Genomic DNA, 21,270 nt, shown 5'->3' with positions numbered 1-21,270 from the left:
CTCAGGACGATCATATCGTGACCACCGCGCTCCCCACCGAAACCGACGCCCGCGAAGTTATCCCGCACGGCGACCCCTTTGCGCTTTTCGCGCAGTGGTATGACGAAGCACGGGGGACGGAACCCAACGATTCCAACGCGATGGCACTGGCCACGGCGACGCCTGACGGGCAGCCTTCGGTGCGCATGGTGCTGCTCAAGGGGTATGACGCCAGCGGCTTCGTGTTCTACACCAATGGCCACAGCCGCAAGGGGCAGGAGATCGCCGCCAACCCGCAGGTCGCGCTGCTGTTCCACTGGAAGAGCCTGCGCCGCCAGATCCGCATCGAAGGCGTGCTCTCCCCCGTCAGCGAGGCCGAGGCCGAAGCCTACTTCCATTCGCGCGCCCGCGATTCGCAGCTGGGTGCCGTGGCGTCCGACCAGTCCGCCCCGCTCGATTCGCGCGAGACGTTCCTGGCCCGCTACGAAGAGGTGCGCAGCCGCTTCGAAGGCGGCGAGGTTGAACGGCCTGCGCACTGGGGCGGCTGGCGCGTGCGTCCGCAAGCGATGGAATTCTGGCACGATCGCCCCTACCGCCTGCACGAACGCCGCCGGTTCACGCATGGCCCGGACGGCTGGGCCAGCACGCTGCTTTATCCGTGAGCGATCCCGCGATCAGTTCCGGCGCGCTCAACCGCAGTGCCGCCATCGCCAGCATCGGCGCGGCGAGCCTGCTGATCGCGATCAAGGGCTATGCGGCCTGGTCCACCGGCTCCACCGCGATGCTGGGCAGCCTGGCCGACACCGTGCTGGACCTTGTCGCCAGCGTGGCGACGCTGGTGGGGGTCTGGGTTGCCGCGCATCCGCCCGATGACAAGCACCGCTTCGGCCACGGCAAGGCGGAAGCGATCGCGGCGCTGTTCCAGATCGTGCTGATCTCCATCTCGGCGCTGGCCATCGGCGCCCATGCGGTGGAACAGTTCTTCGCAGGGCATCGGGTGGCGGCGGCCGAAGCGGGCATCGGCGTTTCAGTGGCCGCGATTGTGGTGACGCTGGCGCTGATCGGCTGGCAGCGGCATGTGATCCGGCGTACCGGCAGCCTCGCGATCCAGACCGACAGCGTACATTACCAGTCGGACCTGCTGCTCAACGTGGCGGTGATCGCGGCGCTGGTGATCGACCGGTATCTAGGCGTTTCGGGCGCGGACCCGCTGTTCGGCCTTGGCATCGCGCTGTGGCTGGCCTGGGGGGCGTGGACCGCATCGCAGGACGTGCTGGACCAGTTGATGGACCATGAATGGCCGCCCGAAAAGAAGCAGCGCTTCCTGGAACTGCTGGCGCGCAACCCGGACATCACCGGGGTCCACGATTTGCGCACCCGCACTTCCGGCAACCGCGACTTCGTGCAGTTCCACGTCTGGGTCGATGCGGAGATGACCGTGCGGGAAGCGCATAAGGTGATGGACGCGCTGGAACTTCGGCTCAGGACCGAATTTCCGGATACCGAGATCCTGATTCACCCCGACCCCGAAGGTCTGGTGGACGAAGCCGGCGCCGCCGGGCTCGACGTGCTGCCGCCGATCCGGGTGGGCTGAGCGGCTGCGTTCAGACAGTCACAGACCGATGCTGGCGCATAGCGCGATGAGCTGCGCGTGCTTTGCCTTCTGCGCCGGGGTCGGCGTCATGCGATGGGCGTTGGCGCAGGTGATGCGTGTCTTCTCCGGGCTGCCCTGCGGCGCCTGACGTTGCTGCGGTGCCTGATTGTTCGCGCAGCGCCCGCCGGTACACTGGTTCATGATCACCGGTGCAATTATCCCGGTCGTGTAGTTGGGCGGCAGCATGGGCATGTCCGCCCTTGCCGGAGTACCCGCCATCGCGCCCAGGGCGCAGCAACCGAAAACGATCTTGCGGAACATGGCAGTGCTTCTCCCCACATCGCCAGATCACGATAAGACTTCGTCGAATGCGGGGAAGCTACCGCATATCGATATGCCGTAAACCGGATGGGCGCTGAACTGAGCCTTCGCGGGGACAGGGCGAAGGGGGACAGATCCGCCTTCGCATTCGGGAATTGAGGGCGCCTACTTCCCCTTCAGCGCAGCCACGCAGGCCGCGCGGTCCACGTTCTGGCCATCCGAGCTGCGGCGCGTTTCCACGTAAGTCGCGTGCGGTTCCTTCGATCCGGTGCTGGGATAGAGGAACACGTCAAGCACGCAGGCGGTGCCGGTGAACTGCAGCTTGCGCGCGTCACCTTCCCATACGTCGAGACGGGGCTGGCCGAACATGCGGGTAAGCTGGCCCTGATTGGCGCCGATCACGCCTTCCAGCCCCGGCACCATCTGCACGGTGGCATCGCGCGGGGCCGTGCGGGTGGGCTGGCGCGTTGCGGGGATGCCCTTGATCCGCTTGCCCTGCGTGGGCGCGGGCGTGCTCGCCACGCTGCCCCCGGTGGCCGAACAGGCCGAAAGCGCCAGCGCAAGCGAGGCCGCGGCAAGCGGCACAAGGCGGCGGCTGACGGGGCGGCTGACGGGGCGGCAGGATGGGCGGTTCAGGGGAAGTGTCCCGAAAGGCGTGGTGCTCATGATCGCCTGCGGCATTGCCCGGCGCGGCGGCCAAGTCAATCGGCCGTCAGGGCATGTGCTGCGGAATCGGGCGGATCTGCGCCAGAACCGCGCAGGGGTACGGGGAACGGCGGGTTTCCTACAGCACGGCCCTTGCAGTACCCTTGCGGGATGATCTTCACTGCCATAACCCGCTACCTGTCACGTTGCATGGCGCGCAAGGTGACACTTTCGGTCCGCAAGGTGACACTTTGGGCGCATAAGGTGACACCTGCGCGGGCCAAGGTGACACATCTCGCGCTCCAAGGTGACACATCGCCCTCGAAAACGGCCCAAGGTGACACCATTTCCCTCTGGACCGTGCAAACCGTGTAAACCTGTCACCTTGCGGCGGGCCGGGGGGCAGGCTAGGCGCGCTCCATACATTTTTCCCGGACCCTGATTGCCGGGCACCTCAGAAGGATTTCCCCAACCCATGACGCAACCCCGTCTGGACGTCATCGCCGTCGGTAACGCCATCATCGATGTGATCGGCAACTGCTCGGACGCCAAGATCGACGAACTCGGCCTTGCCCACGGCGGCATGCAGCTGATCGACGCCGATCAGGCCCGCACCCTCTACGATGCGATGGGCCCCGCGCGTGAAATCTCGGGCGGTTCGGCCGCCAACACGCTGGCCGGCCTTGCCGCGCTGGGCGCCAAGTGCGGCTTCATCGGCCAGGTCGCCGAAGACCAGCTGGGCGAAGTCTTCACCCACGACATCCGCGCCGGCGGCATCGAATTCGACGTGCCCGCCCGCGCCGGCGAAACGCCGACCGCGCGCTGCCTGATCTTCGTGACGCCCGATGGCCAGCGCACGATGAACACCTTCCTTGGCGCATCGCACCTGCTGTCCGCCGACATGGTGGCCGATGAGACGATCGCCGACGCCGCCGTGCTCTACCTCGAAGGGTATCTGTGGGACCCGGTCGAACCGCGCGCGGCGATGCGCAAGGCGATCGCGGCGGCGCGGGCTGCGGGCCGCAAGATCGCCTTCACGCCGTCGGAATCGTTCATCATCGACATGCACCGCGGCGATTTCCTGTCGCTGATCGAAGAGGGCCTGATCGACCTGCTCTTCTGCAACGAGACAGAGCTGGCCACGCTCACCGGCCTTGCCGGGTTCGAGGACGGCATCGCGATGCTGGCGCCCAAGGTTTCGGTGCTGGTGGTGACCAAGGGTGCCGATGGCGCCGTGGCGCTTTCCGGCGGTGAGCGGGCGCAAGTCGCCGCGCAGCCGATCGACCGCGTTGTCGACACCACCGGCGCCGGAGACCTGTTCGCGGCGGGCTTCCTGTTCGGCCACGTGCGCGGCAAGGGGCTTGAGGAAAGCCTCAAGATGGGCGCAATCTGCGCAAGCGAGATCATCTCGCACTACGGCGCGCGCCCCGAATGCGATCTCGCGGATTTCGTCGCCGCGCGTATGTGATCGAAGAAATGCGCTGATAGGCGCCGTAACCACAAAAGGACTTTCGGTTTGAGCTGTCCCGCGCTGATCGACTTCGAAGCGAGCTGCCTGCCCGAATACGGGCAGTCCTATCCCATCGAAGTCGCGGTGGCGCGGATCGACGGCTCGAACCGGGCCTGGCTGATCCGGCCCGCCGAAGCCTGGCGCTACTGGGACTGGTCGGACGAGGCTGAGAAACTTCACGGCATCACCCAGCAGATGCTGGATGACGAGGGCCTGCCGCCCGAGCAGGTGCTGGCCGAAATGGCCGAATTCGTGGCCGGTTGCCCGGTCTATGCGGATGCCGATCTCGACCAGTACTGGCTTGAAGTGCTGTGTCAGGCAACGGGAACGAGGCTGCCGTTCCCGGTGCATTACCTTGGCGAATACCTGAAGGAAGGCGGCTATACCCGCCCGCAGGTCGTCGCGGCTCTTGAAGAGGCCAAGCGGCGGCTGCCCAAGGAACACCTCGCTCGCGAAGACGCCAAGCGGCTGGCGATGGTCGTCAGGCTGCTGGTGGACGGGGAGGTCGGGTAGTCCCCTGAGCCCTTAGCGCCCGCCACGCTGGGATGTCTGCAATTGCGCCGCGCACTGCGCCTTGCGCTGATCGCGGGCCTCGGCGATCGACTGGGCTGTCTGCGAGGGCAGCGCGCAATCCTGCGCCGGGCGGATCGGATGCTTGGCAAGGCAGCCGCTGCGAGTGCTGAACAGATCGTCGGCGCAGTCGTCGAAAGCGGACTGGTCGGCATCGTGCATGGCCTGGCAGGCCTGCGTCCAGCGGTGGCGATAGGTGCTTTCGGCAAGGTCCACGCACTGTCCGTAGACGGCCTGAACTTCCGCCTCGTGGCGGGCGCGTTCGGCCAGCGCCCGCGATTGCTCGGCCGCCTTGGACTGCCTTTCGGCCATCGCCAGCGTCTGCTGGTGGATGTCCTGCGCGGGCAGATAGATGCCGTAATAGTACCCGATCCCGGCGCCCGTCATCAGGGCGCCAAGCGCAAGGCACAGCTTCAGGATCGGGTCGATGTGCTTAAGCACTTTCGCGTGCCACCTCGCGCCAGCCGATGTCGCGGCGGGTGAAGCCGGTGGGGAAGTCCACGGTATCGACGGCTGCATAAGCCTTTGCCTGCGCCTCCGTCACGCTGCCGGCACGGGCGGTCACGGCCAGCACCCGCCCGCCGCTGGCCACCAACTGGCCGTCCTTTTCGGCGGTTCCGGCGTGGAAGACCTTGGCGCCGTTCGCCTCGGCCTCGGCCAGATTGCCGATCGCGCCGCCCTTGGCAGGCGTGCCGGGATAGCCGTCTGCGGCCATTACCACGGTCAGCGCCACGTCGTCGGAGAAGCGCGGCGGTTCGATCGCGGCAAGCCGGTTCTCTGCGCAGGCGTGGAGGAGTTCGACAAGGTCCGATTCAAGCCGCATCATCATGACCTGGCATTCCGGGTCACCGAAGCGGCAGTTGTATTCGATCAACTGCGGCCCCTTGGCGGTCAGCATCAGGCCCAGGAACAGCACGCCGGAATAAGGCATGCCTTCGTCGGCCAGTGTCTTGACGGTAGGGGCAATGATCCGGGTCATCGCTTCGGCCTGCAGCTTGGGGGTCAGCACCTTGGCAGGGCTGTAGGCGCCCATGCCGCCGGTGTTGGGGCCGGTATCGCCATCGCCGACGCGCTTGTGGTCCTGCGCCGATGCGAAGGGGACGATGGTGGAGCCGTCGGTCAGCGCGAAGAAGCTGGCTTCCTCGCCTTCCAGGAATTCCTCGATCACGGCTTCGGCGCCCGCTTCACCGAAGCGCCCGGCGAAGATGTCGCGGACTGCGGCTTCGGCTTCGTCCATGGTCATTGCCACGGTCACGCCCTTGCCTGCGGCCAGACCATCGGCCTTGATCACCACGGGGGCGCCGAACTTCGCCAGCGCGGCCATGGCGGCCTCTTCGCTGGCAACGCGTTCGTAGCCGCCGGTCGGGATATTGGCGCGGGCGCACAAGTCCTTGGTGAAGCCCTTCGAGCCTTCAAGCTGTGCTGCGGCCTTGCTGGGGCCAAATACCGGCACGCCTTCGCCGCGCAGCGAGTCGGCAAGGCCGTCCACCAGCGGTGCTTCGGGGCCGATGACGACAAGGCCGATACAGTTCGCCTCGCAGAAGGCCAGCACGGCGGCGTGGTCGGTCGCGTCGAGATCGATGCATGTCGCGAGGCTCGAAATACCGGGGTTTCCGGGCGCCGCCCACAGGGCATCGCAGCGCGGGGATTGCGCCAGCTTCCAGGCCAGCGCATGTTCGCGGCCGCCAGAGCCCAGTAGCAGGATATTCATTTCCCGTGCCTTCCGATCAGTTCTTCTACGACGATGACTACAACGACGGTCGTTCTGGCGGGCTGGTAGCGAAGGACACGGCCGGGGACAACGCTGCGCCGCTATCGATCAGCGAGATTTCGAATCTCCTGAAGCGCACGGTGGAGGATCGCTTCGGCTTCGTGCGCCTGCGCGGCGAGCTGTCAGGCGTGAAGCGGGCGGCTTCGGGCCACCTCTACTGCGCGCTCAAGGACGACAAGGCGGTGATCGACGGGGTGATGTGGAAGGGCGGCGCGCAGCGTCTGGCCTTCCGCCCCGAAGACGGTGTGGAGGTGATCGCTACCGGCAAGCTGACGACCTATCCGGGCCGCTCCAAGTACCAGATCGTCATCGAAACGATGGAGATCGCGGGCGAAGGCGCGCTGCTGGCGCTGCTCGAAAAGCTGCGCGCGCGCCTTGCGGCCGAAGGGCTCTTCGCGCCCGAGCGCAAGCGGCCATTGCCCTATCTGCCGCAAGTGATCGGCGTCGTCACTTCCCCCACGGGTGCCGTGATCCGGGATATCCTGCATCGCCTTGCCGACCGTTTCCCCAGCCGGGTGCTGGTCTGGCCGGTGCTGGTGCAGGGCGAAGGCGCGGCGGCGCAAGTGGCGAATGCGGTGCGCGGTTTCTCCGCCATCCAGCCTGGTGGCCCGGTGCCGCGCCCCGATCTTGTGATCGTAGCGCGCGGCGGCGGTTCGATCGAGGACTTGTGGAGCTTCAACGAAGAGATTGTCGTGCGGGCGGTTGCCGAATCGTCGATCCCGGTGATCTCGGCCGTTGGGCATGAAACCGACACCACGCTCTGCGACCATGCGGCAGACCGCCGCGCGCCGACGCCGACCGCCGCTGCAGAGATGGCGGTGCCGGTGCGCGCCGAACTTTCGGCTCAGCTGGCCGATCTTGCCATGCGCAAGCGTCGCTGCGCGCTGCGTCCGGTGGTGCTTGGCCGGGAACGGCTTGAAGCGCGGGTACGGCGCCTGCCGAAGCCGGAGGCGATCCTTGCGGCCAAGGCGCAGAAGCTGGACGAACTGTCCGACCGTCTGCGCCGGGGGCTGCAGGACCGGGCGCATGCGGCCGAGCGGCGACTCAATGCGATAGGACGCCCGCTGCCGGTGCTGCAGCATCGGTTGCAGGCCAGTAGATTCCAGCTTGAGCGCGCCGGGCTTGTTCCGCGCCTGCTCGAACGGCGCTGGACGCTGGCGCGCGATGCGCTGGCGCCGGTCAATCGCGTGCTGCCGCAACTGGACCCGCGCCTGCCGCTCCAGCGTGGCTATGCGCTGGTCAAGTCCCCGTCGGGTGCCGCGTTGACCACACGCGAAGCCGCGTTGCGCGAAGGCAGTCTGGTGATCGAGTTCCGCGACGGCGAGCTGTCTGTCATGGCGGGCGAAGGCGCCGAACCGCAGGTCCGCTCCCCTGCACCCGCCGCCAGGCCGGCCCGCCCAGAACCCTCTTCGCGACGATCATCGGCGTCGCCGCGACAGGGCGATTTGTTCTGACGCGGCGGCTCTGCTAGGATCATGGCCATGTTGATGTCCTCTGCAGACCGCCCCGCCAAGCTCGCTTACGGCCCGAACGGCTTTCGCGTGCTCAGCGCGGGCCATTATGTCACTTGCGCCGTGACCGGCGAACAGATCTCGCTCGAAACCCTCCGTTACTGGAGCGTTGAGCGCCAGGAAGCCTACGCCACCGCCGAAATCGCCACGCGCCGACTGCTCGGCCAGGCCTGAACGCGGCGGCATGCGTCGTCGGGGATGGGCCTGTTCGCTGCTGATCGCGGTTGCCGGGGCCGCAGTGCCGGTCGTGGCGCTGCGGGCCGCGCAGCCTGTGGCCCCCGTAGCTCCCGCTGCGCCGGCGCGTCCGGTGACCTTGCCATTTACGGGTGAACTGACGCAGGGCGGCTGGCTGAAGGGCAAGCTGCCCGCAGGCGTGCGCTCTCTCTCCTTGGACGGTACGCCGGTCCGGGTCGCGCCGGATGGCGGCTGGTTCGTGGCTTTCGACCGTGACGCGGGATCGCAGGCGATACTGCGGGTTTCCTATTCGAACGGGACACTGGGAGAGCAGCGCCTTACGGTGGCGCCGCGCGCCTGGCAGATCGAGCATGTGAACATTGCCCGCAAGCCGGGCGGCCCGTCCGAAGCGTTCATGGCGCTACGCCGCCCCGAACTGGAACGCATCGCTGCGGCCCGTGCGATGGTCACCGATGCGCAGGGTTGGCGGCAGCGCTTCACCTGGCCGATCCGGGCACGGATTTCGGGTCGTTTCGGCTCGCAGCGCATCTATCGCGGCGAACCGGGCGCCTATCATTCCGGGCTGGACCTTGCGCCGGGCGGCAGCGGCGCGACGTTCGTGGCGCCGGCGGATGGCGTGGTCATTCTGGCGGCGGAAAAGCCCTTCACGCTGGAAGGCAACCTGCTGATGCTCGATCACGGCATGGGGCTTAACAGCGCCTTTCTGCACTGCTCGGAAATACTGGTGAAGCAGGGGCAGCACGTGCGTCAGGGGCAGGTGATCGGGCGGATCGGCATGACCGGGCGTGCCACCGGGCCGCATCTGCACTGGTCGATCAAGTGGAACGATGCGCGGCTTGACCCGCTCCTGTTCACAGGTCCGATGAATTAGCCCCATGCCGCTTGCCAACTGCGGCGCAGTCCCTATTCAGACCTTGTGCGCCGCAGCATCGCTTTCCTTACTTTCGCAGCCTTGATGTGGGCGACATGGGGCCGCTCTCCCGTAGACAAGCGGCCCAGTGGCAATTTTCCCGATCTTGCGATCGTGCCCGAGGCCCTTCCGCCCGGACCGGTGCTGGCGCGATACCTTGGGCCTTTCCGGATGGAGGGCGCATGGCAGATCAAGTCGAGCAACGCTTGGGTGTTCGGCTATTCCGCCATGGTCGCTCATACTGACGGTCGCCTGTTGGCGTTCAACGATTCCGGCCACACGCTGATGTTCTCTCCGCCGGGCGCAAAGCCGTCGAAGGCACGAGAAAAGCGAATCCGCTTCAAAGATCCGATTCACACGAAGGCCGGGCGCGATGTCGAATCCGTCGCCTATGACCCTGCCAACCGCCGCTACTGGCTGGGCATGGAAGGGCTCAACGTGGTCACGCGACTGTCCGCGAACCTGAAGGAGACTGGACGGGTAGCCCCTGCAGGCATGGCTCACTGGGGGCTCAATACCGGCGCCGAAGCGATGACCCGCCTGCCGGACGGGCGCTTTATCGCGATCCGCGAAGTCCCTCCGTCGCTTGGCGAGGCACGCCTTCATGATGCGCTGCTGTTTTCAGGCGATCCCGTCCAGCATCCCGATGCGGCCAGATTTCAGTTCGACGGGCCCGACAATTTCTCGGCGGTCGACATGGCGCTGTTGCCGGATGGCCGCGCGCTGATCCTCATGCGGCGGTTGTTGTGGCCGATGCCCCTGCGATTCGCCGGACGCATCGTGATCGCGGATACGGCCCGGATCAGACCGGGCAAAGTCTGGCCATCCGCAACGCTGGCCTCGCTCGCCTCAGTATTGCCGGTCGACAATTTCGAGGCGATCGCAGCCGTCCCGCAGCCTGATGGGCGCATTACCGTGTGGCTGATGTCGGACGACAACGCGATGCGGGTACTGCAGCGCACCTTGCTGTGGAAGCTTTCGGTCGATCCCGCGAAGCTGCCCTGGCCCAGGTAGAGGCTACCAGGATAAACGCGAAAAAAGCGCGCGAAGCATAGCCTCGCACGCTTTTTTAAAGCCCGTATTCCCGATGCGCTCCCCCCGCAGGAGGAGCAGGCAATCAGGCGGCCTGAGCCTTCTTGAGGTCGCGCTTCACCTTGACGGCGCGCGGCGACAGCTTGGCGTCCGAGGTCTTCAGCAGCCAGTTGTCGAGGCCGCCGTTGTGCTCAACCGAACGCAGGCCGTGCGTCGAAACGCGGAACTTGAAGCTGCGGTCCAGACCTTCCGACATCAGCGTAACGTTCTGGAGGTTGGGCAGGAAGACGCGCTTGGTCTTGTTGTTCGCGTGGCTGACGTTGCAGCCAACCTGGCGGCCCTTGCCGGTCAGTTCGCAGATGCGGGACATAGTCTTTCTCGCTCGAAAAATTGTTTGCCGTTAGTACGGGAAGGCGCGCCCTTACCGATTCCCCCACCGAAGGTCAAGTTGCACACAGGTTTTTGACGGGCTAGCGCGGTCGAATGACTCGCTGGCCTCTTCCAGAACCCATGGCGCTTGCTCTCAAGGAGGCGCAGGCCGCCGCCGATTCCGGCGAAGTGCCCATTGGCGCGGTGATCGTCAAGGACGGTCGTGTCATCGCCACCGGACGCAATGCCCCGCGAGAGCGCCACGACCCGACCAGCCATGCCGAAATCGAGGCGATTCGCGCCGCGGCGCAGGTTCTCGGCAACGAACGGCTCGAAGGGTGCGAACTGTGGGTGACGCTGGAACCGTGCGCGATGTGCGCCGGGGCCATCGCCCATGCGCGGATCGCACGGGTCTATTACGGGGCCTCCGACCCTAAGGGCGGCGCGGTGGAGCATGGTGCGCGAATTTTCGAGCATCCGCAGTGCCTGCACCGGCCCGAGGTTTATGCCGGGATCGGAGAAGCGCAGGCGGCGGAAATGCTACGCGGTTTTTTCCGCGCCAGACGGTGACTCGCTCGTTCGATGGGGCTTCGACAGTGGCTGCCCGCGTTCAAAGCCCGCGCCAGATCTTCAGGGCTGCCGAATCGGCCGGGCCATATTGCCGGGCAGGGCAGTGGGCGGGGCGAAAGTCCTTGCCGTAGCAAAGCTGCACTTCGCGCAGCCAGCCGGTGCGGCTGATCTCAACCCCCACCGCCTCATGCGGCCAGCCCGGATTCGCGGCCACGAATTCCTCGCGCAGATGGCCGACCGTCAGACCCTTCTTGCGCGAGAGGCGGTCGGCGTCGGGCCAGTGGATCGAACGCCACAGGATCGCGCTTACGCGGAAGTATTTCTGCGGGGTGGCGACCATGCAACTACCGTGCTTCGCCCATTCGTGCGCCAGCAGACCGGGAGATGGCGTCATGCACAAGTTCTCACGCAGGATCTGGGGCGTCGGGACCGGTTGCGTTGCGCACCATTGCGGAGCGGGGCCGCGTGCCGCTTCCGGCCAGAGACCGTGCAGGATGAAGCCGAACCGGCCATGGGCGGGGTTGCATTGCATCGACCGGGCATCGCCGCTGGTCTTGCAGTAATCGGGAGACCAGCTTGCAGCGAGTGTATAGCCCGCGATCGTCGTGCGGCGCACCGGCCCGTCGGGCGTCAGCGGCCGAACTGGCGCAATCGTGCGCGGGACGGAGCATTGATAGGCCTGCGCCCAAGCCTGAGCGGGGAGCAGTGCCAGGGCCGCGATCAGGGCGGCTGCGGATTTCACAGCGGGCTGAAATCCAGACCGATGTCGGCAGCGGGCGCACTCTGCGTCAGGCGGCCGACTGAAACGTAGGTGACACCGCTGGCGGCGATCGCGCCGATGGTCTTGAGGTTGACCCCGCCCGAAGCCTCGGTCGGCACTCGGCCTGCCACCATGGCGACCGCATCGCGCAGCATGTCCGGCCCCATGTTGTCCAGCAGCAGGTGGTGCGCGCCTGCGGCGATGGCGGGTTCGATCTGGTCGAGGTGATCGACCTCGCAGATGATCTGGGTCACGGCCGCGGCCCTGGCGCGCGCCACTGCGGGGCCGACGCCGCCTGCGACGAGGACGTGGTTGTCCTTGATCATCGCTGCGTCCCACAGGCCCATGCGGTGGTTCTTCGCTCCGCCCATGCGGGTCGCGTACTTTTCCAGATGCCGCAGGCCGGGGATGGTCTTGCGGGTATCGAGCAGGGTCGCGTGACCGCCCATGGCGTCCACATATTCGCGGGTCATCGTGGCGATGCCGGAAAGGTGCTGGACGGTGTTGAGCGCGCTGCGCTCTGCGGTCAGCATCGCACGGGCATTGCCGGTCAGGCGCATGAGGTTGGTGCCGGGGGCGACCTGAGCGCCTTCATCGACCAGAAGCTCGACCTCCATCGCCGGATCAAGCTGGCGGAAGAACGCCGCCGCGATCGGAAGGCCGGCAACGGTGATGGCATCGCGCGAATCCATGACGCCGGAGAACCGCGCGTCCGCGTCGATCACGCTTTCGGAAGTGACGTCACGCCCGCCGCCCGCAAGCCCCTCTCCGAGATCCTCGGCGAGAGTGGCGGTGACGAATGCGGGAAGGTCGAAAGCCGGAAGCGCGAACTGGGTCATGGCCGGGTTCTTTGCGCGTTCGAGGCAAGTTGTCGAGGGGAAGAAGAAGGTGGGCGCACGATCGGTCGCGTGCCCACCGATTCCGGTAATGGGGCGCAGGAGGGCAGACCCGCCTGCGCGACCTTCAGGCCTTAGTGAACGAAGCGGGCGATCACATCGCGGTACGAGCGCGAAACCTTCACCTGCGCGCCGGAATCGAGCACGAGGAAGCATTCGCCATTGGTGTGCGGCTTGACCTGACGCACCTGATTGAGATTGACGATAGTAGAGCGATGCACCCGCTGGAACACGCGCGGATCAAGGCGGCGTTCCAGATCCTTCATCGTTTCGCGCAGGATCAGCGAGTTATCGGCGGTGCGGATGCACATGTAATCGCCGGCAGCCTCGATATGCTCGATCGAGTCCACGTCGATCCGGAAGATCTGGCCGCGATCCTTGATATTGATAAGCTTTTCGTAACGGTCTGCGTTCGGGTCTGCCTCTTCGGGAATGTGGTCGACCGCATCGGGCGCCACTTCAGCAAGAACGGTCTTGAGCTTTTCCGCTTCTTCGGACGAGCGCTTTTCGGCAAGGCGCTGGCGCACGCGGGCAAGGGTATCGTCCAGCTTGCTCTCGTCCACCGGCTTCATCAGGTAGTTCACCGCATTCGCCTCGAAGGCGCGGACGGCGTGTTCCTGATAGGCGGTGACGAAGACGAACAGCGGCGGTTCGATTTCCATCACACCTTTAACGACGGAAAAGCCGTCGAAACCGGGCATCTGGATGTCGAGGAAGACAAGGTCAGGCTTTTCGGTCTTGATCTTGCGGATCGCCTCGCGCCCGTTCGCGCAAGTGTCGATGATCTCGACATCGGGGTACTTTTCGAGCCGCAACTGCAGGCCCTGAATTGCGAGTTTCTCGTCGTCGACAAGAATCGTGCGGATGGTCATAGGTGCTTTTCTCCGGTGCGGCTAACGCGCACGGGGCAGGATTGTTTCATCGCGCCATCTGAACGGGCTGACGCGCGGGCTCGGCATGATCTTCGGTGGTTTCGCGGCGCTCGAAAGGAAGCTCGATAACGACCGCGAAACCGCCTTCCAGCGGCTCGATCGTTTCGAAACGGTGGTTTTCGCCATAGGCCTGCGACAGTCGGTCGCGGATGTTGGACAATCCCACGCCGGTGGATACCGGCTCCCCTCCATCGTAGGTCATGCCCGATAGCCTGTTGTCGGTCGTGGGACTTTGCAAGCCCGGCCCGGTGTCCGAGACGGTGATGCGAAGCATCGGCCCGACGAGTTGCGTGGCAACGGTGATCTCCGCCCCGGCTTCCTGCTGGCTCACGGCGTACTTGATCGCGTTTTCGACCAGTGGCTGGAGCAGCAGCGACGGCAGCAGGCCCGCGCTGGTGGCGGGGTCGATGGTAAAGGTGGTGCGCAGCCGCTCTTCAAAGCGCATTCGTTCGATATCGAGATAGAGCTGGAGGGTATCGACCTCCTGCTCCACCGTCACGCGCGCGGAAGGCTTGTTGATAAGGGTGTAACGCAGGAATGAGGACAGGCGGCTGAGCATCGCGTTCGCAGGCTCCGTCTGCTTGAGCAGCACCAGCGTCGAGATCGAGTTCAGCGTGTTGAACAGGAAATGCGGGTTCAGCTGATAGCGCAGCATCGCCAACTGCGCGCTCGTGGCCTGGTTCTCCAACCGGATCAGCTGGTCGTTCTGTTCCTCAACCTGAAGGTAGAAGTTCACCATGTAGTATAGCGCGGTCCAGGCGCCGAGCAGCGTGGCGTCGAGGTAGAAGACGCCGATGAAAAGCTGCGCAAAGCCGACATCGCCATCAATACGCCATAGCGAGATCACCCAGGCATCGATGAAGGCGTGCAATGCCACCGCCATCGGCAGCGCCAGAACCGTCATGCCCCAGGTGAACAATGCCCGCTTTCTGATGAGCACGCGGTAAATGACCGAGAGCACCAGAGACAATGAAAAGCCGGTGATCGTGGCGATGATCACCTGCACCAGTGCGGTCAGCGGCAGATTGTTCGCCAGCAGCGACATCGATCGCAGGATCAGTGCGCCGCTCCAGCCGATCAGCTGCAGGCGCCAGAAGGCACGGTCCTTGTTGGCGAAGAACGGAATGGGCTGGATCGGCAGGACGCTCATGCGGACAAGCCTAGACGATGTTGCGGGCGATGCAAAACGGGCGCGAGTGGCGATCAACCGCCGCGTGCGGCAGCGACCGCCTGCGAGAGCTGGTCGAAGCCCACTGCGCCGGGAATCAGCTTATCACCCGCGATCCAGCTGGGGGTGCCGGTGAAGCCAAGCCGCTGTGCCATCTCCATGCTGCGGCCGAGTTCGGCCTCGACCGTCGGGCTGGCGGCGATGCGGCGGGCGCGGTCCATGTCGAGGCCGATGGACTTGGCGACGGCCTCGATCGTGGGTGCATCGACCTGCCCGGCCTTGTACATGGCGTCGTGGAACTGGACGTACTTGCCCTGTTCGGCAGCGGCGAGGGCCATCTTGGCGGCATCGGGGCTGTGCGGGCTGATGATCGGCAGTTCGCGCACGACGATGCGCAAGTCCGGGTTCTTCGCAATCAGCTGGGCGACGTCGGGCAGGCTCTGACGGCAGTAGCCGCAGGCGTAGTCCGAGAATTCGACCAGCGTGACCTTGCCGTTGGGGTTGCCCAGCACGGCGCCGGGGAAAGGCGTCTCAACGGTTTCGCGGATACCCCCAAGCGCCTTGGCGGCTTCGCGGCGACGCAGTTCGTCCATGGCCTGAGGCAGGATCTCGGGGTTTTCGAGGATATAATCGTGGACCACGTGCTCCACGGCGATGCGCCCGCCGTACCATCCCGCGCCGCCGATGATTGCGAGCCCCACGGCGACCATTGCGAACTTGCCGGCTGTACTCATGACTTTGATAGATACCTGTCTTGATTGAGGTCTTGCGGGCGCACTAGCGCCGCTTCTTGTCGCGTTCCAGTTCGGCGCGCGCCTGCATCTCGATGTCCTGCGCGCGGATCCAGTCCGGCGAGCCTTGCGGCAGGCCTGCCTCAGCTGCCTGTGCGCTGCGCAGTGCTTCTTCCATGCGCCCCGAAAGGACCTGCTGCTCGGCGCTGGCAAGGTAGGCGCGCGGCATGTCGCCATTGGCGGCGTAGATCATGCCCAGCTGATACCAGGTGAAAGGATTTTCCCGATCGCGCGCAGCGGCGGTCTTCAGGACTTCCTGTGCTTCCTTGTAATGGGCCGGGTCTTCCGTTGCCATCAGGGCGTGGCCGAACAGAGTGGCGATCAGCGGGGTGTTGCCTGACAGGTCGTTGGCCTTGCGCAGCATCGGCAGCGCTTCGGCCGGCTTGCCCGCTTCCAGCAGGATCTGGCCGTCGAGTTCGAGGAAATAGGGATCGTCGGGGTCGGCCGCGATCAGCGCCTCGGTTTCCTCGCGGGCTTCGGCGAACTTCGATTCGCGGTGGAACGCGTAAGCACGGGCGTAATGGGCGGGGACCGAGTTGTCGGTCATCGGATATTTGCGCATGACCTGCACGGGTTCGGCAAGGAAGCCGAACAGCTTAGCCTTGGCGCGCATGAAACGCTTCTGGATCGCGGCATCGTCGGGCTTGTCCCAGGCTGCGTCCTTTTCGTAAGTGTCCTTGAGCGTCGTGATGCGGTCCCCGGTAAGCGGGTGGCTGGAATAGAATTCGTCCCCGTCCTTGGGGCGGTAGCCGTAGCGGAATTCCATGTTCTGGAGCTTCTCGAAGAACGCGATCGAACCGCGCCCGCTGATCCCGGCCTTGGACAGATACTGCGCGCCCGCCGCGTCGGCAGAGGCTTCCTGCGAGCGGTTGTAGGCCAGATATTTGCCCATTGCGGCCTGCTGTCCCGCCATGATGACGCCCATCGCCGCCTCGCCGCCGCCAGCAGCCGCAGCCGCTGCGCCCAGCAGGAGCGATAGCAGCGAGATGTTCGTCGCGCTTTTTCCGCCAAGGTTGAGCACGGCATGGCCGCCGGTGACGTGGCCAAGTTCGTGGGCGATGACGCCCTGCACTTCGGCGGCGGTGTCGGCCTCATCGATGAGGCCCGAGTTGACGTAAACCGCCTGCCCGCCCGCAACGAAGGCATTTACGGAAGAATCGTTGACGAGGACGATGTCGACGTCGCCCGGTCTCAGGCCCGAAGCCTTGACCAGCGGCGCTGCCATGTCGCGCAGCAGTGCCTCCGTTTCTGCGTCGCGCAGGATCGATTGAGCGGAGGCTGGAACGGCACAGGCCCCGAGCAGCGCAGGAATCGCGAAGAACAGGGCAGATAGTCGCAGCTTGGGCATCGTCTCTCTTGGGGACCCCGGGGGCTTAACCGGCGATGAAGCCGCATGCATGCACGGTCGGGCCAAACGTGTCGAGAGCGATGCCGTCCGTGCGCAGGGTGCCGGGGCGGATGCTTCAGCCCAGCAGTCGGCGTGCCGCGCGCTGGAGCAGGGCTTCGTCATCACCCACTTCACCCACCAGCACGATCTCGCCGCCGGGCAGGCGCCGGGCGACGAGGAGGGTGAATTCCTCGCCGGTGCTGTCGAGTTCCGTCATCGGGCGTGCCTCGATGGCGCGAAGTTCGCCGGCAAGGCGCTCGCGGGCATTGGCGGGCAGCGTCCCTGCTTCTTCGCGGCGCAGGCGGCGCTCTTCGCGGACCAATGCCTTCACCCCGCCGGGCGTTGCCGCAAGGTGGGTGCAAAGAGTGCCTGCCGGCAGACCGATACGCACGGCATGGGCGATGACGGTTGCGAATTCGGTCAGCCGGGTCTTGTCGTAGTCGGCGCCGAAGACAAGCTTGACCAGCGCCAGCAGCGGCGCGCGGTCCTGCAGCCTGATCTCGGCATCTTCCAGCAATTCGGCAAGATCCTCGGGCGCATCCTGTGCCGCCAGCGCGAAGTCGTGGGCGCGCCCGATGGCCTCGTAAAGCGCCCGGTGCGATCGCTCTTCGCTGCGTCTGGCGATCAGCACCAGATCGCGCGCGGATGCCAGCCAGTCGGCAAGGCCCATCTCGTGCGTGCTGAAAGAGGTCGGCTCGGCGTCGAAGGCGAAGCCGGGGCTGGGCAGCTCTATCGGCGAATAGCCATCGATGGCGGGCAGCGTGAAATCTGCGCCTCTGAAATCCGCAGGCCCATCTGCCCAGTCGGTCAGTGGTTCGGGCGCACGCAGCATCGCGGGCTGGTGGGCTTCGTCATCGATCTGGGCAAGCGGACGGCGTGCGGGCAGCGGTTCGGCGCCCTCCTTCCAATTGATCACGCCGTAGATATAGTCGATCCGCCGGCCATCCCGCGAAAACGGCATGAGGATGCCGCGGTAGAGGACCGTCATGCCCTGCGGGTTCAGGTACTCCGCCTCGAAACCGATCGGCGCCTCGTTGGCGAGAATCTGCATGTAGTGGTCGGTAATGCGTGAAAGCAGCGATCCGCCCGGCACGTCGGTGATGCGCCGAATCGGCGCGCCAGCCCCGCATTCTTCGGCCAGCATCGCGCCGACGTAGGGGATGACCGGATCTTCCAAGCCGCCCGTGAAATCGAGCAGGACACTGCGCGGGCCGAAGTCCGGCAGGTTCGCAGGATCGAGGTCTGCGATATCGGGGAAGGTCTTTTCGCCCAGCAGGCTTGCCCAGAAGTTGTAGGCGCGCACCTGCATGCGGCGTTCGTCGTTGGCCGGTTTGCGAACCGGCGCGGCGGGCGCGACGTCTTCCTTTTCGGAATCGCCTTCACCGGAAAACTCACCGCGCAAACTGTCCATGTCGAATCCCGACTCGCCCCTGTAGTGGGCCGTTTCTGGCGCAACATGGTGTAATAAGGATTAAGCTGCGGACGTGGCGCCCGCCCTAGGGCTTATACTTGCCGGACCACACCCTCGCCAGGCTTCGGCAGTGGAGCAATCACACGAAGGGCCACGAAGGAGACGATGAGGAAGATCGATCCTGCGTGCAGCGCGAAGGGCAGATCCTTCCAGTCGGCAAGCGTGCCCCAGGTCCACGATCCCAGCGCCATGCCGCCGAAGGTGACCGCCTGATAGATCGACAGACATCGGCCAAGGATCGCATCGGGCGAACGCAGCTGTACCGCGGTGTTGAGCGTGGTCAGGATCATCACCCAGGCCATGCCCGATACGAAGGCGGCGGGCAGGGCATAGGCGATCCGGTCCACCTCGGCGATCAGTGAAAGGGAGAAGACGAACATCGCCGCGCCCATTGTGAGAATGCCCTCCAGCCCGATCCTGCGACGGATCGGGCCAGTCAGCGGGGCGGCGATGATCGAACCGATGCCGAACAGGCCCAGCATCAGCCCGAAGTCCAGCTCGGTGCCATGAATCGGGCCGTTCACCACGGTCGGCAGCAAGGACTGGTAAGCGGAAAGGCTGAAGCCCAGCGCCAGACAGCGCAGCAGGATACGGCGAACTTGCGGGTTGGTGGCGCAGTAGCGGATGCCGACGCCCACGGCGGGCAGGATCGGCCGGCGTTCGATGCGGCGCGGCGGCGGCCTCCACCACAGCAACACGCCGATCAGGCCGATGTAGCTAACGGCGTTGAACGCGAAGGCGAAGGACACGTCCCACAAAGATATCAGCAAGCCGCCAAGCGCCGGGCCAACCGATCGGGCGATATTGAACGATATGGAGTTGAGCGCGATTGCCTGTGGCAGTTCGTGCGGTTCCACCTGCTGGCGCACCGAAGCTTGCCAGGCCGGGGAATTGAGCGCGGTGCCGATGCCCACGCTGAGCGTGAAGGCCAGCAGCAGGGGCGGCGTCAGCACATGTGCATAGGCCATGACCGCGAGCAGGGCGGATACCACCAGCATGCCCACTTGCGCGGTCAGCATCACCAGCCGGCGATCGTAGTTGTCGGCGATGGCGCCGGCGAAGACGCCGAACAGCATGATCGGCACCGTCGCTGACGCCTGGACCAACGCGACCAGTCTGTGCGACGTGGTCAGCTCGGTCATCAGCCATGCCGCCGCTACGCCCTGCAGAGTACCGCCAAGGTTGGAGAACAGGTTGGCGGTCCAGATCGCCCGGAACACCGGATAGCGGAACGGCGAAAACGCCCCTGTCGGCGGTGGCGGCACAAGGTCCGCCGTTGCGATTTCGACAGCCTTCTCGACTGCCTCTTCGATGCTGTCCTCGTCCCGTCTCACACCTCAGGGGTACGGTGCGCAAATGGCGGGGGCAAGTCGGTCAGAGCAGATATCGCATCCGTATCGCCAGGTGGACAGGTTCGGGGCCCACATCGAAAGCGGCCTGTGCGAATTTCGGCGGTCCCATGCGCACCGGCGCATCGCGTGAAAAGCCGTAGCCTTCGCGCGGGATGATCAGCCGGGTGTCGAGTTTGCCGTTGCCGTTCTCGTCATGGATCAGCGACACCGCATAGCGGCCCTGCGGCACTGCACCGAAGTGCAGGTTCAGGCCGCTGGCCGCCGGGACTGTTAGCTTGCGTGCGGCCGGGTCTTTCTCGCAATTGGGAAAGGCATCGGGGCGCATCGTCAGGCAGGCAAGCACCTGCCCTTTCGTCGATCGCATGTCCGTTACAGTTACCGAAACGTCCGTCCCCTGAGGGGCGGTCGCTCCGCCCAGGGTTACGGCCAGGGTCACGCCCAGGGTCACGTTCAGCGTTACGGCCGCGAAAATGCCTGCGACAGACCGGCGTCGGTGCCGCACAGATGGTCCCAGTGACGGAAATAGAGGCCGTAATTGCATCGATAGCTTTCATGGTGCCGCTGATGATGGCTGGCAGTGATCAGCCAGCGGCCCAGCGGCGAATGGACAATGCGCCGGGGAAACATTTCCCAGCCCATGTGATTGGTAATCCCCATCACCGTCATGATCGTCAGCACTACGCCCAGCGCGCCGACATGGATGGGCACAAGGAAGACCAGCGCCGGGATGACCACCGCCCCGGTCAATGCCTCCACCGGATGGAAACTCATCGCCGCCCAGGCGGTCGGCGGGCGGCTGGCATGATGGACGGCATGGGCCACGCGGAATACGCGGGGCACGTGCATCCAGCGATGGGTCCAGTAGAACCACGTATCGTGAAGCAGCAGGTAGACGAGGACCGAAACCGGCAGCCACCACAGCGGCCTGTGGTGAACATCGGCGTAGATGCGCGTCCAGCCATGTTCGCGCCAGCCCCATGCGACCACGCCGGCCGGGATGCCATAGATCGCGGCAGAAGCTAGCGACCATGCGATCTCGCTGCGTATCTGGCGGTCCAGGCCCTTGTAGTGGCCGGGGCGAACGCGCGCGGTGATCCAAGCAAACAGGCCGGAAGTGATGAGGTAACGCAGGCCCACGATCGCCGTCATGGCAAAGGCGGAGACAAGCACCGCAAAAAGGGGAGCGTCGAGCGCCATGGGCGCGGGGAGTATGCCTTCGGGAAGCGAAGGGGAAGACAAAAAGAGAAAACCGGGGCCTCGACTGTATCGCGTGGCCCCGGTTCCCCTTGTTTCAGCTGTTTAGCGTTTTCGGCGTTTTAGCCAGCGCGCTTCACCGCACCCTTGTGCGCGCCCATGCCCTTGGGCCCGCGCGGGCGGAAACGGCGCTTGCGCTCACCCTCGCCTTCGCCACCCTCGCGACGATCGCCGCGCGGTGCGTCGGAGCGGTTGCGTTCGCCCTGCGGACGATCGCCACGGCCGCCGTCCCGCTGGCCATCGCGACGCGGCTGGCCGCCACGGCCGCCGCCGTTACCGCCG

At 65.5% G+C, this 21,270-nt stretch carries 24 protein-coding genes and 1 pseudogene; 9 read left to right on the top strand and 16 right to left on the bottom strand.

What is annotated here, in order from left to right; genetic code table 11:
* Positions 1–17: 17 nt before the first annotated feature.
* A complete protein-coding gene (gene pdxH / locus A8V01_RS27090; RefSeq protein ID WP_103099340.1) occupies positions 18–641 on the top strand; it encodes a pyridoxamine 5'-phosphate oxidase in 624 nt (207 codons plus the stop codon).
* On the top strand, positions 638–1,573 hold the full coding sequence (locus tag A8V01_RS27085) for a cation diffusion facilitator family transporter (protein WP_245892862.1): 936 nt from the start codon (positions 638–640) through the stop codon (positions 1,571–1,573). Before pdxH ends, A8V01_RS27085 begins: the two co-directional genes overlap by 4 nt.
* A gap of 18 nt (positions 1,574–1,591) precedes the next feature.
* Here A8V01_RS27085 and A8V01_RS27080 read toward each other — a convergent pair whose 3' ends face one another.
* Together A8V01_RS27080 and A8V01_RS27075 are read right to left on the bottom strand one after the other, a co-directional pair.
* Positions 1,592–1,894 (bottom strand): hypothetical protein, encoded by a 303-nt coding sequence (locus tag A8V01_RS27080; protein ID WP_103099339.1) that lies wholly within the window; start codon positions 1,892–1,894, stop codon positions 1,592–1,594.
* 165 nt (positions 1,895–2,059) lie between these two features.
* A complete protein-coding gene (locus A8V01_RS27075; protein ID WP_103099489.1) occupies positions 2,060–2,560 on the bottom strand; it encodes a hypothetical protein in 501 nt (166 codons plus the stop codon).
* A gap of 454 nt (positions 2,561–3,014) precedes the next feature.
* Here A8V01_RS27075 and A8V01_RS27065 point away from each other — a divergent pair, with 454 nt between their 5' ends.
* Together A8V01_RS27065 and A8V01_RS27060 are read left to right on the top strand one after the other, a co-directional pair.
* The gene (locus A8V01_RS27065) at positions 3,015–4,007 is read left to right on the top strand and encodes an adenosine kinase (protein WP_103099337.1); all 993 of its coding nucleotides are present in this window, start codon (positions 3,015–3,017) and stop codon (positions 4,005–4,007) included.
* Between the two features lie 48 nt (positions 4,008–4,055).
* The gene (locus A8V01_RS27060) at positions 4,056–4,562 is read left to right on the top strand and encodes a 3'-5' exonuclease (protein ID WP_103099336.1); all 507 of its coding nucleotides are present in this window, start codon (positions 4,056–4,058) and stop codon (positions 4,560–4,562) included.
* 12 nt (positions 4,563–4,574) lie between these two features.
* Here A8V01_RS27060 and A8V01_RS27055 read toward each other — a convergent pair whose 3' ends face one another.
* Together A8V01_RS27055 and purD are read right to left on the bottom strand one after the other, a co-directional pair.
* On the bottom strand, positions 4,575–5,060 hold the full coding sequence (locus A8V01_RS27055; protein WP_103099335.1) for a hypothetical protein: 486 nt from the start codon (positions 5,058–5,060) through the stop codon (positions 4,575–4,577).
* A complete protein-coding gene (purD, locus tag A8V01_RS27050; protein ID WP_103099334.1) occupies positions 5,053–6,330 on the bottom strand; it encodes a phosphoribosylamine--glycine ligase in 1,278 nt (425 codons plus the stop codon). The genes A8V01_RS27055 and purD overlap by 8 nt, the downstream gene beginning before the upstream one ends.
* Positions 6,331–6,335: 5 nt before the next feature.
* On the opposite strand from purD, the gene xseA reads away from it, so the two are divergent.
* From xseA to A8V01_RS27030, 4 genes are read left to right on the top strand one after another with little or no spacing between them, the layout of a single operon-like run.
* Positions 6,336–7,844, top strand: coding sequence for an exodeoxyribonuclease VII large subunit (xseA, locus tag A8V01_RS27045; RefSeq protein WP_146037399.1), 1,509 nt, complete (start codon positions 6,336–6,338; stop codon positions 7,842–7,844).
* A gap of 27 nt (positions 7,845–7,871) precedes the next feature.
* Complete coding sequence (locus A8V01_RS27040; RefSeq protein ID WP_103099488.1) at positions 7,872–8,075, top strand: DUF2093 domain-containing protein; 204 nt, start codon at positions 7,872–7,874, stop codon at positions 8,073–8,075.
* A 10-nt stretch (positions 8,076–8,085) separates the two neighbouring features.
* Positions 8,086–8,967 (top strand): M23 family metallopeptidase, encoded by an 882-nt coding sequence (locus A8V01_RS27035; RefSeq protein ID WP_103099332.1) that lies wholly within the window; start codon positions 8,086–8,088, stop codon positions 8,965–8,967.
* A 45-nt stretch (positions 8,968–9,012) separates the two neighbouring features.
* On the top strand, positions 9,013–10,020 hold the full coding sequence (locus A8V01_RS27030) for an esterase-like activity of phytase family protein (RefSeq protein ID WP_103099331.1): 1,008 nt from the start codon (positions 9,013–9,015) through the stop codon (positions 10,018–10,020).
* Positions 10,021–10,123: 103 nt separating this feature from the next.
* On the opposite strand, the gene rpmB is transcribed toward A8V01_RS27030, so the two are convergent.
* Positions 10,124–10,408: a 50S ribosomal protein L28 gene (rpmB, locus tag A8V01_RS27025; RefSeq protein WP_103099330.1), complete on the bottom strand. Its 285-nt coding sequence runs from the start codon at positions 10,406–10,408 to the stop codon at positions 10,124–10,126.
* Positions 10,409–10,521: 113 nt separating this feature from the next.
* Here rpmB and A8V01_RS27020 point away from each other — a divergent pair, with 113 nt between their 5' ends.
* Positions 10,522–10,977, top strand: a complete 456-nt coding sequence (locus A8V01_RS27020; RefSeq protein WP_103099329.1) for a nucleoside deaminase — start codon at positions 10,522–10,524, stop codon at positions 10,975–10,977.
* Between the two features lie 40 nt (positions 10,978–11,017).
* Here A8V01_RS27020 and A8V01_RS27015 read toward each other — a convergent pair whose 3' ends face one another.
* The 11 genes and pseudogenes from A8V01_RS27015 to A8V01_RS26965 form a co-directional block, all read right to left on the bottom strand.
* Positions 11,018–11,719, bottom strand: coding sequence for a ribonuclease T2 family protein (locus tag A8V01_RS27015; RefSeq protein WP_170066082.1), 702 nt, complete (start codon positions 11,717–11,719; stop codon positions 11,018–11,020).
* Positions 11,716–12,576: a carboxylating nicotinate-nucleotide diphosphorylase gene (nadC, locus tag A8V01_RS27010; RefSeq protein WP_103099328.1), complete on the bottom strand. Its 861-nt coding sequence runs from the start codon at positions 12,574–12,576 to the stop codon at positions 11,716–11,718. Before nadC ends, A8V01_RS27015 begins: the two co-directional genes overlap by 4 nt.
* Positions 12,577–12,707: 131 nt before the next feature.
* The gene (locus tag A8V01_RS27005) at positions 12,708–13,505 is read right to left on the bottom strand and encodes a LytR/AlgR family response regulator transcription factor (RefSeq protein WP_103099327.1); all 798 of its coding nucleotides are present in this window, start codon (positions 13,503–13,505) and stop codon (positions 12,708–12,710) included.
* Between the two features lie 46 nt (positions 13,506–13,551).
* Complete coding sequence (locus tag A8V01_RS27000; RefSeq protein ID WP_103099326.1) at positions 13,552–14,715, bottom strand: sensor histidine kinase; 1,164 nt, start codon at positions 14,713–14,715, stop codon at positions 13,552–13,554.
* Positions 14,716–14,768: 53 nt separating this feature from the next.
* Positions 14,769–15,467, bottom strand: a complete 699-nt coding sequence (locus A8V01_RS26995) for a DsbA family protein (protein ID WP_103099325.1) — start codon at positions 15,465–15,467, stop codon at positions 14,769–14,771.
* A gap of 43 nt (positions 15,468–15,510) precedes the next feature.
* Positions 15,511–16,872, bottom strand: a complete 1,362-nt coding sequence (locus tag A8V01_RS26990; RefSeq protein WP_103099324.1) for a M48 family metalloprotease — start codon at positions 16,870–16,872, stop codon at positions 15,511–15,513.
* A gap of 115 nt (positions 16,873–16,987) precedes the next feature.
* A complete protein-coding gene (locus A8V01_RS26985; RefSeq protein WP_103099323.1) occupies positions 16,988–18,322 on the bottom strand; it encodes a PAS domain-containing protein in 1,335 nt (444 codons plus the stop codon).
* 92 nt (positions 18,323–18,414) lie between these two features.
* Positions 18,415–19,716, bottom strand: a complete 1,302-nt coding sequence (locus tag A8V01_RS26980) for an MFS transporter (RefSeq protein WP_103099322.1) — start codon at positions 19,714–19,716, stop codon at positions 18,415–18,417.
* Positions 19,717–19,756: 40 nt separating this feature from the next.
* Complete coding sequence (locus A8V01_RS26975; RefSeq protein ID WP_425437369.1) at positions 19,757–20,164, bottom strand: DUF2141 domain-containing protein; 408 nt, start codon at positions 20,162–20,164, stop codon at positions 19,757–19,759.
* Positions 20,165–20,190: 26 nt separating this feature from the next.
* The gene (locus A8V01_RS26970; RefSeq protein ID WP_103099320.1) at positions 20,191–20,931 is read right to left on the bottom strand and encodes a sterol desaturase family protein; all 741 of its coding nucleotides are present in this window, start codon (positions 20,929–20,931) and stop codon (positions 20,191–20,193) included.
* A gap of 119 nt (positions 20,932–21,050) precedes the next feature.
* Positions 21,051–21,270: pseudogene (locus A8V01_RS26965) on the bottom strand (DEAD/DEAH box helicase); the annotation flags it as partial.

Source organism: Novosphingobium guangzhouense (assembly GCF_002896965.1).
Taxonomy (GTDB): domain Bacteria; phylum Pseudomonadota; class Alphaproteobacteria; order Sphingomonadales; family Sphingomonadaceae; genus Novosphingobium; species Novosphingobium guangzhouense.
Note: the sequence above shows the minus strand (reverse complement) of the source record. Positions and strands in the feature narration are given on the sequence as shown.

Bases quoted from the DNA above. Each gene is read 5' to 3' on its own strand.
- A8V01_RS27080 (WP_103099339.1), bottom strand. From the start codon at position 1,894: ATGTTCCGCAAGATCGTTTTCGGTTGCTGCGCCCTGGGCGCGATGGCG.
- A8V01_RS27075 (WP_103099489.1), bottom strand. From the start codon at position 2,560: ATGAGCACCACGCCTTTCGGGACACTTCCCCTGAACCGCCCATCCTGC.
- A8V01_RS27065 (WP_103099337.1), top strand. From the start codon at position 3,015: ATGACGCAACCCCGTCTGGACGTCATCGCCGTCGGTAACGCCATCATC.
- purD (WP_103099334.1), bottom strand. From the start codon at position 6,330: ATGAATATCCTGCTACTGGGCTCTGGCGGCCGCGAACATGCGCTGGCC.
- A8V01_RS27040 (WP_103099488.1), top strand. From the start codon at position 7,872: ATGTTGATGTCCTCTGCAGACCGCCCCGCCAAGCTCGCTTACGGCCCG.
- A8V01_RS27035 (WP_103099332.1), top strand. From the start codon at position 8,086: ATGCGTCGTCGGGGATGGGCCTGTTCGCTGCTGATCGCGGTTGCCGGG.
- rpmB (WP_103099330.1), bottom strand. From the start codon at position 10,408: ATGTCCCGCATCTGCGAACTGACCGGCAAGGGCCGCCAGGTTGGCTGC.
- A8V01_RS27020 (WP_103099329.1), top strand. From the start codon at position 10,522: ATGACTCGCTGGCCTCTTCCAGAACCCATGGCGCTTGCTCTCAAGGAG.
- nadC (WP_103099328.1), bottom strand. From the start codon at position 12,576: ATGACCCAGTTCGCGCTTCCGGCTTTCGACCTTCCCGCATTCGTCACC.
- A8V01_RS27005 (WP_103099327.1), bottom strand. From the start codon at position 13,505: ATGACCATCCGCACGATTCTTGTCGACGACGAGAAACTCGCAATTCAG.
- A8V01_RS27000 (WP_103099326.1), bottom strand. From the start codon at position 14,715: ATGAGCGTCCTGCCGATCCAGCCCATTCCGTTCTTCGCCAACAAGGAC.
- A8V01_RS26995 (WP_103099325.1), bottom strand. From the start codon at position 15,467: ATGAGTACAGCCGGCAAGTTCGCAATGGTCGCCGTGGGGCTCGCAATC.
- A8V01_RS26990 (WP_103099324.1), bottom strand. From the start codon at position 16,872: ATGCCCAAGCTGCGACTATCTGCCCTGTTCTTCGCGATTCCTGCGCTG.
- A8V01_RS26985 (WP_103099323.1), bottom strand. From the start codon at position 18,322: ATGGACAGTTTGCGCGGTGAGTTTTCCGGTGAAGGCGATTCCGAAAAG.
- A8V01_RS26970 (WP_103099320.1), bottom strand. From the start codon at position 20,931: ATGGCGCTCGACGCTCCCCTTTTTGCGGTGCTTGTCTCCGCCTTTGCC.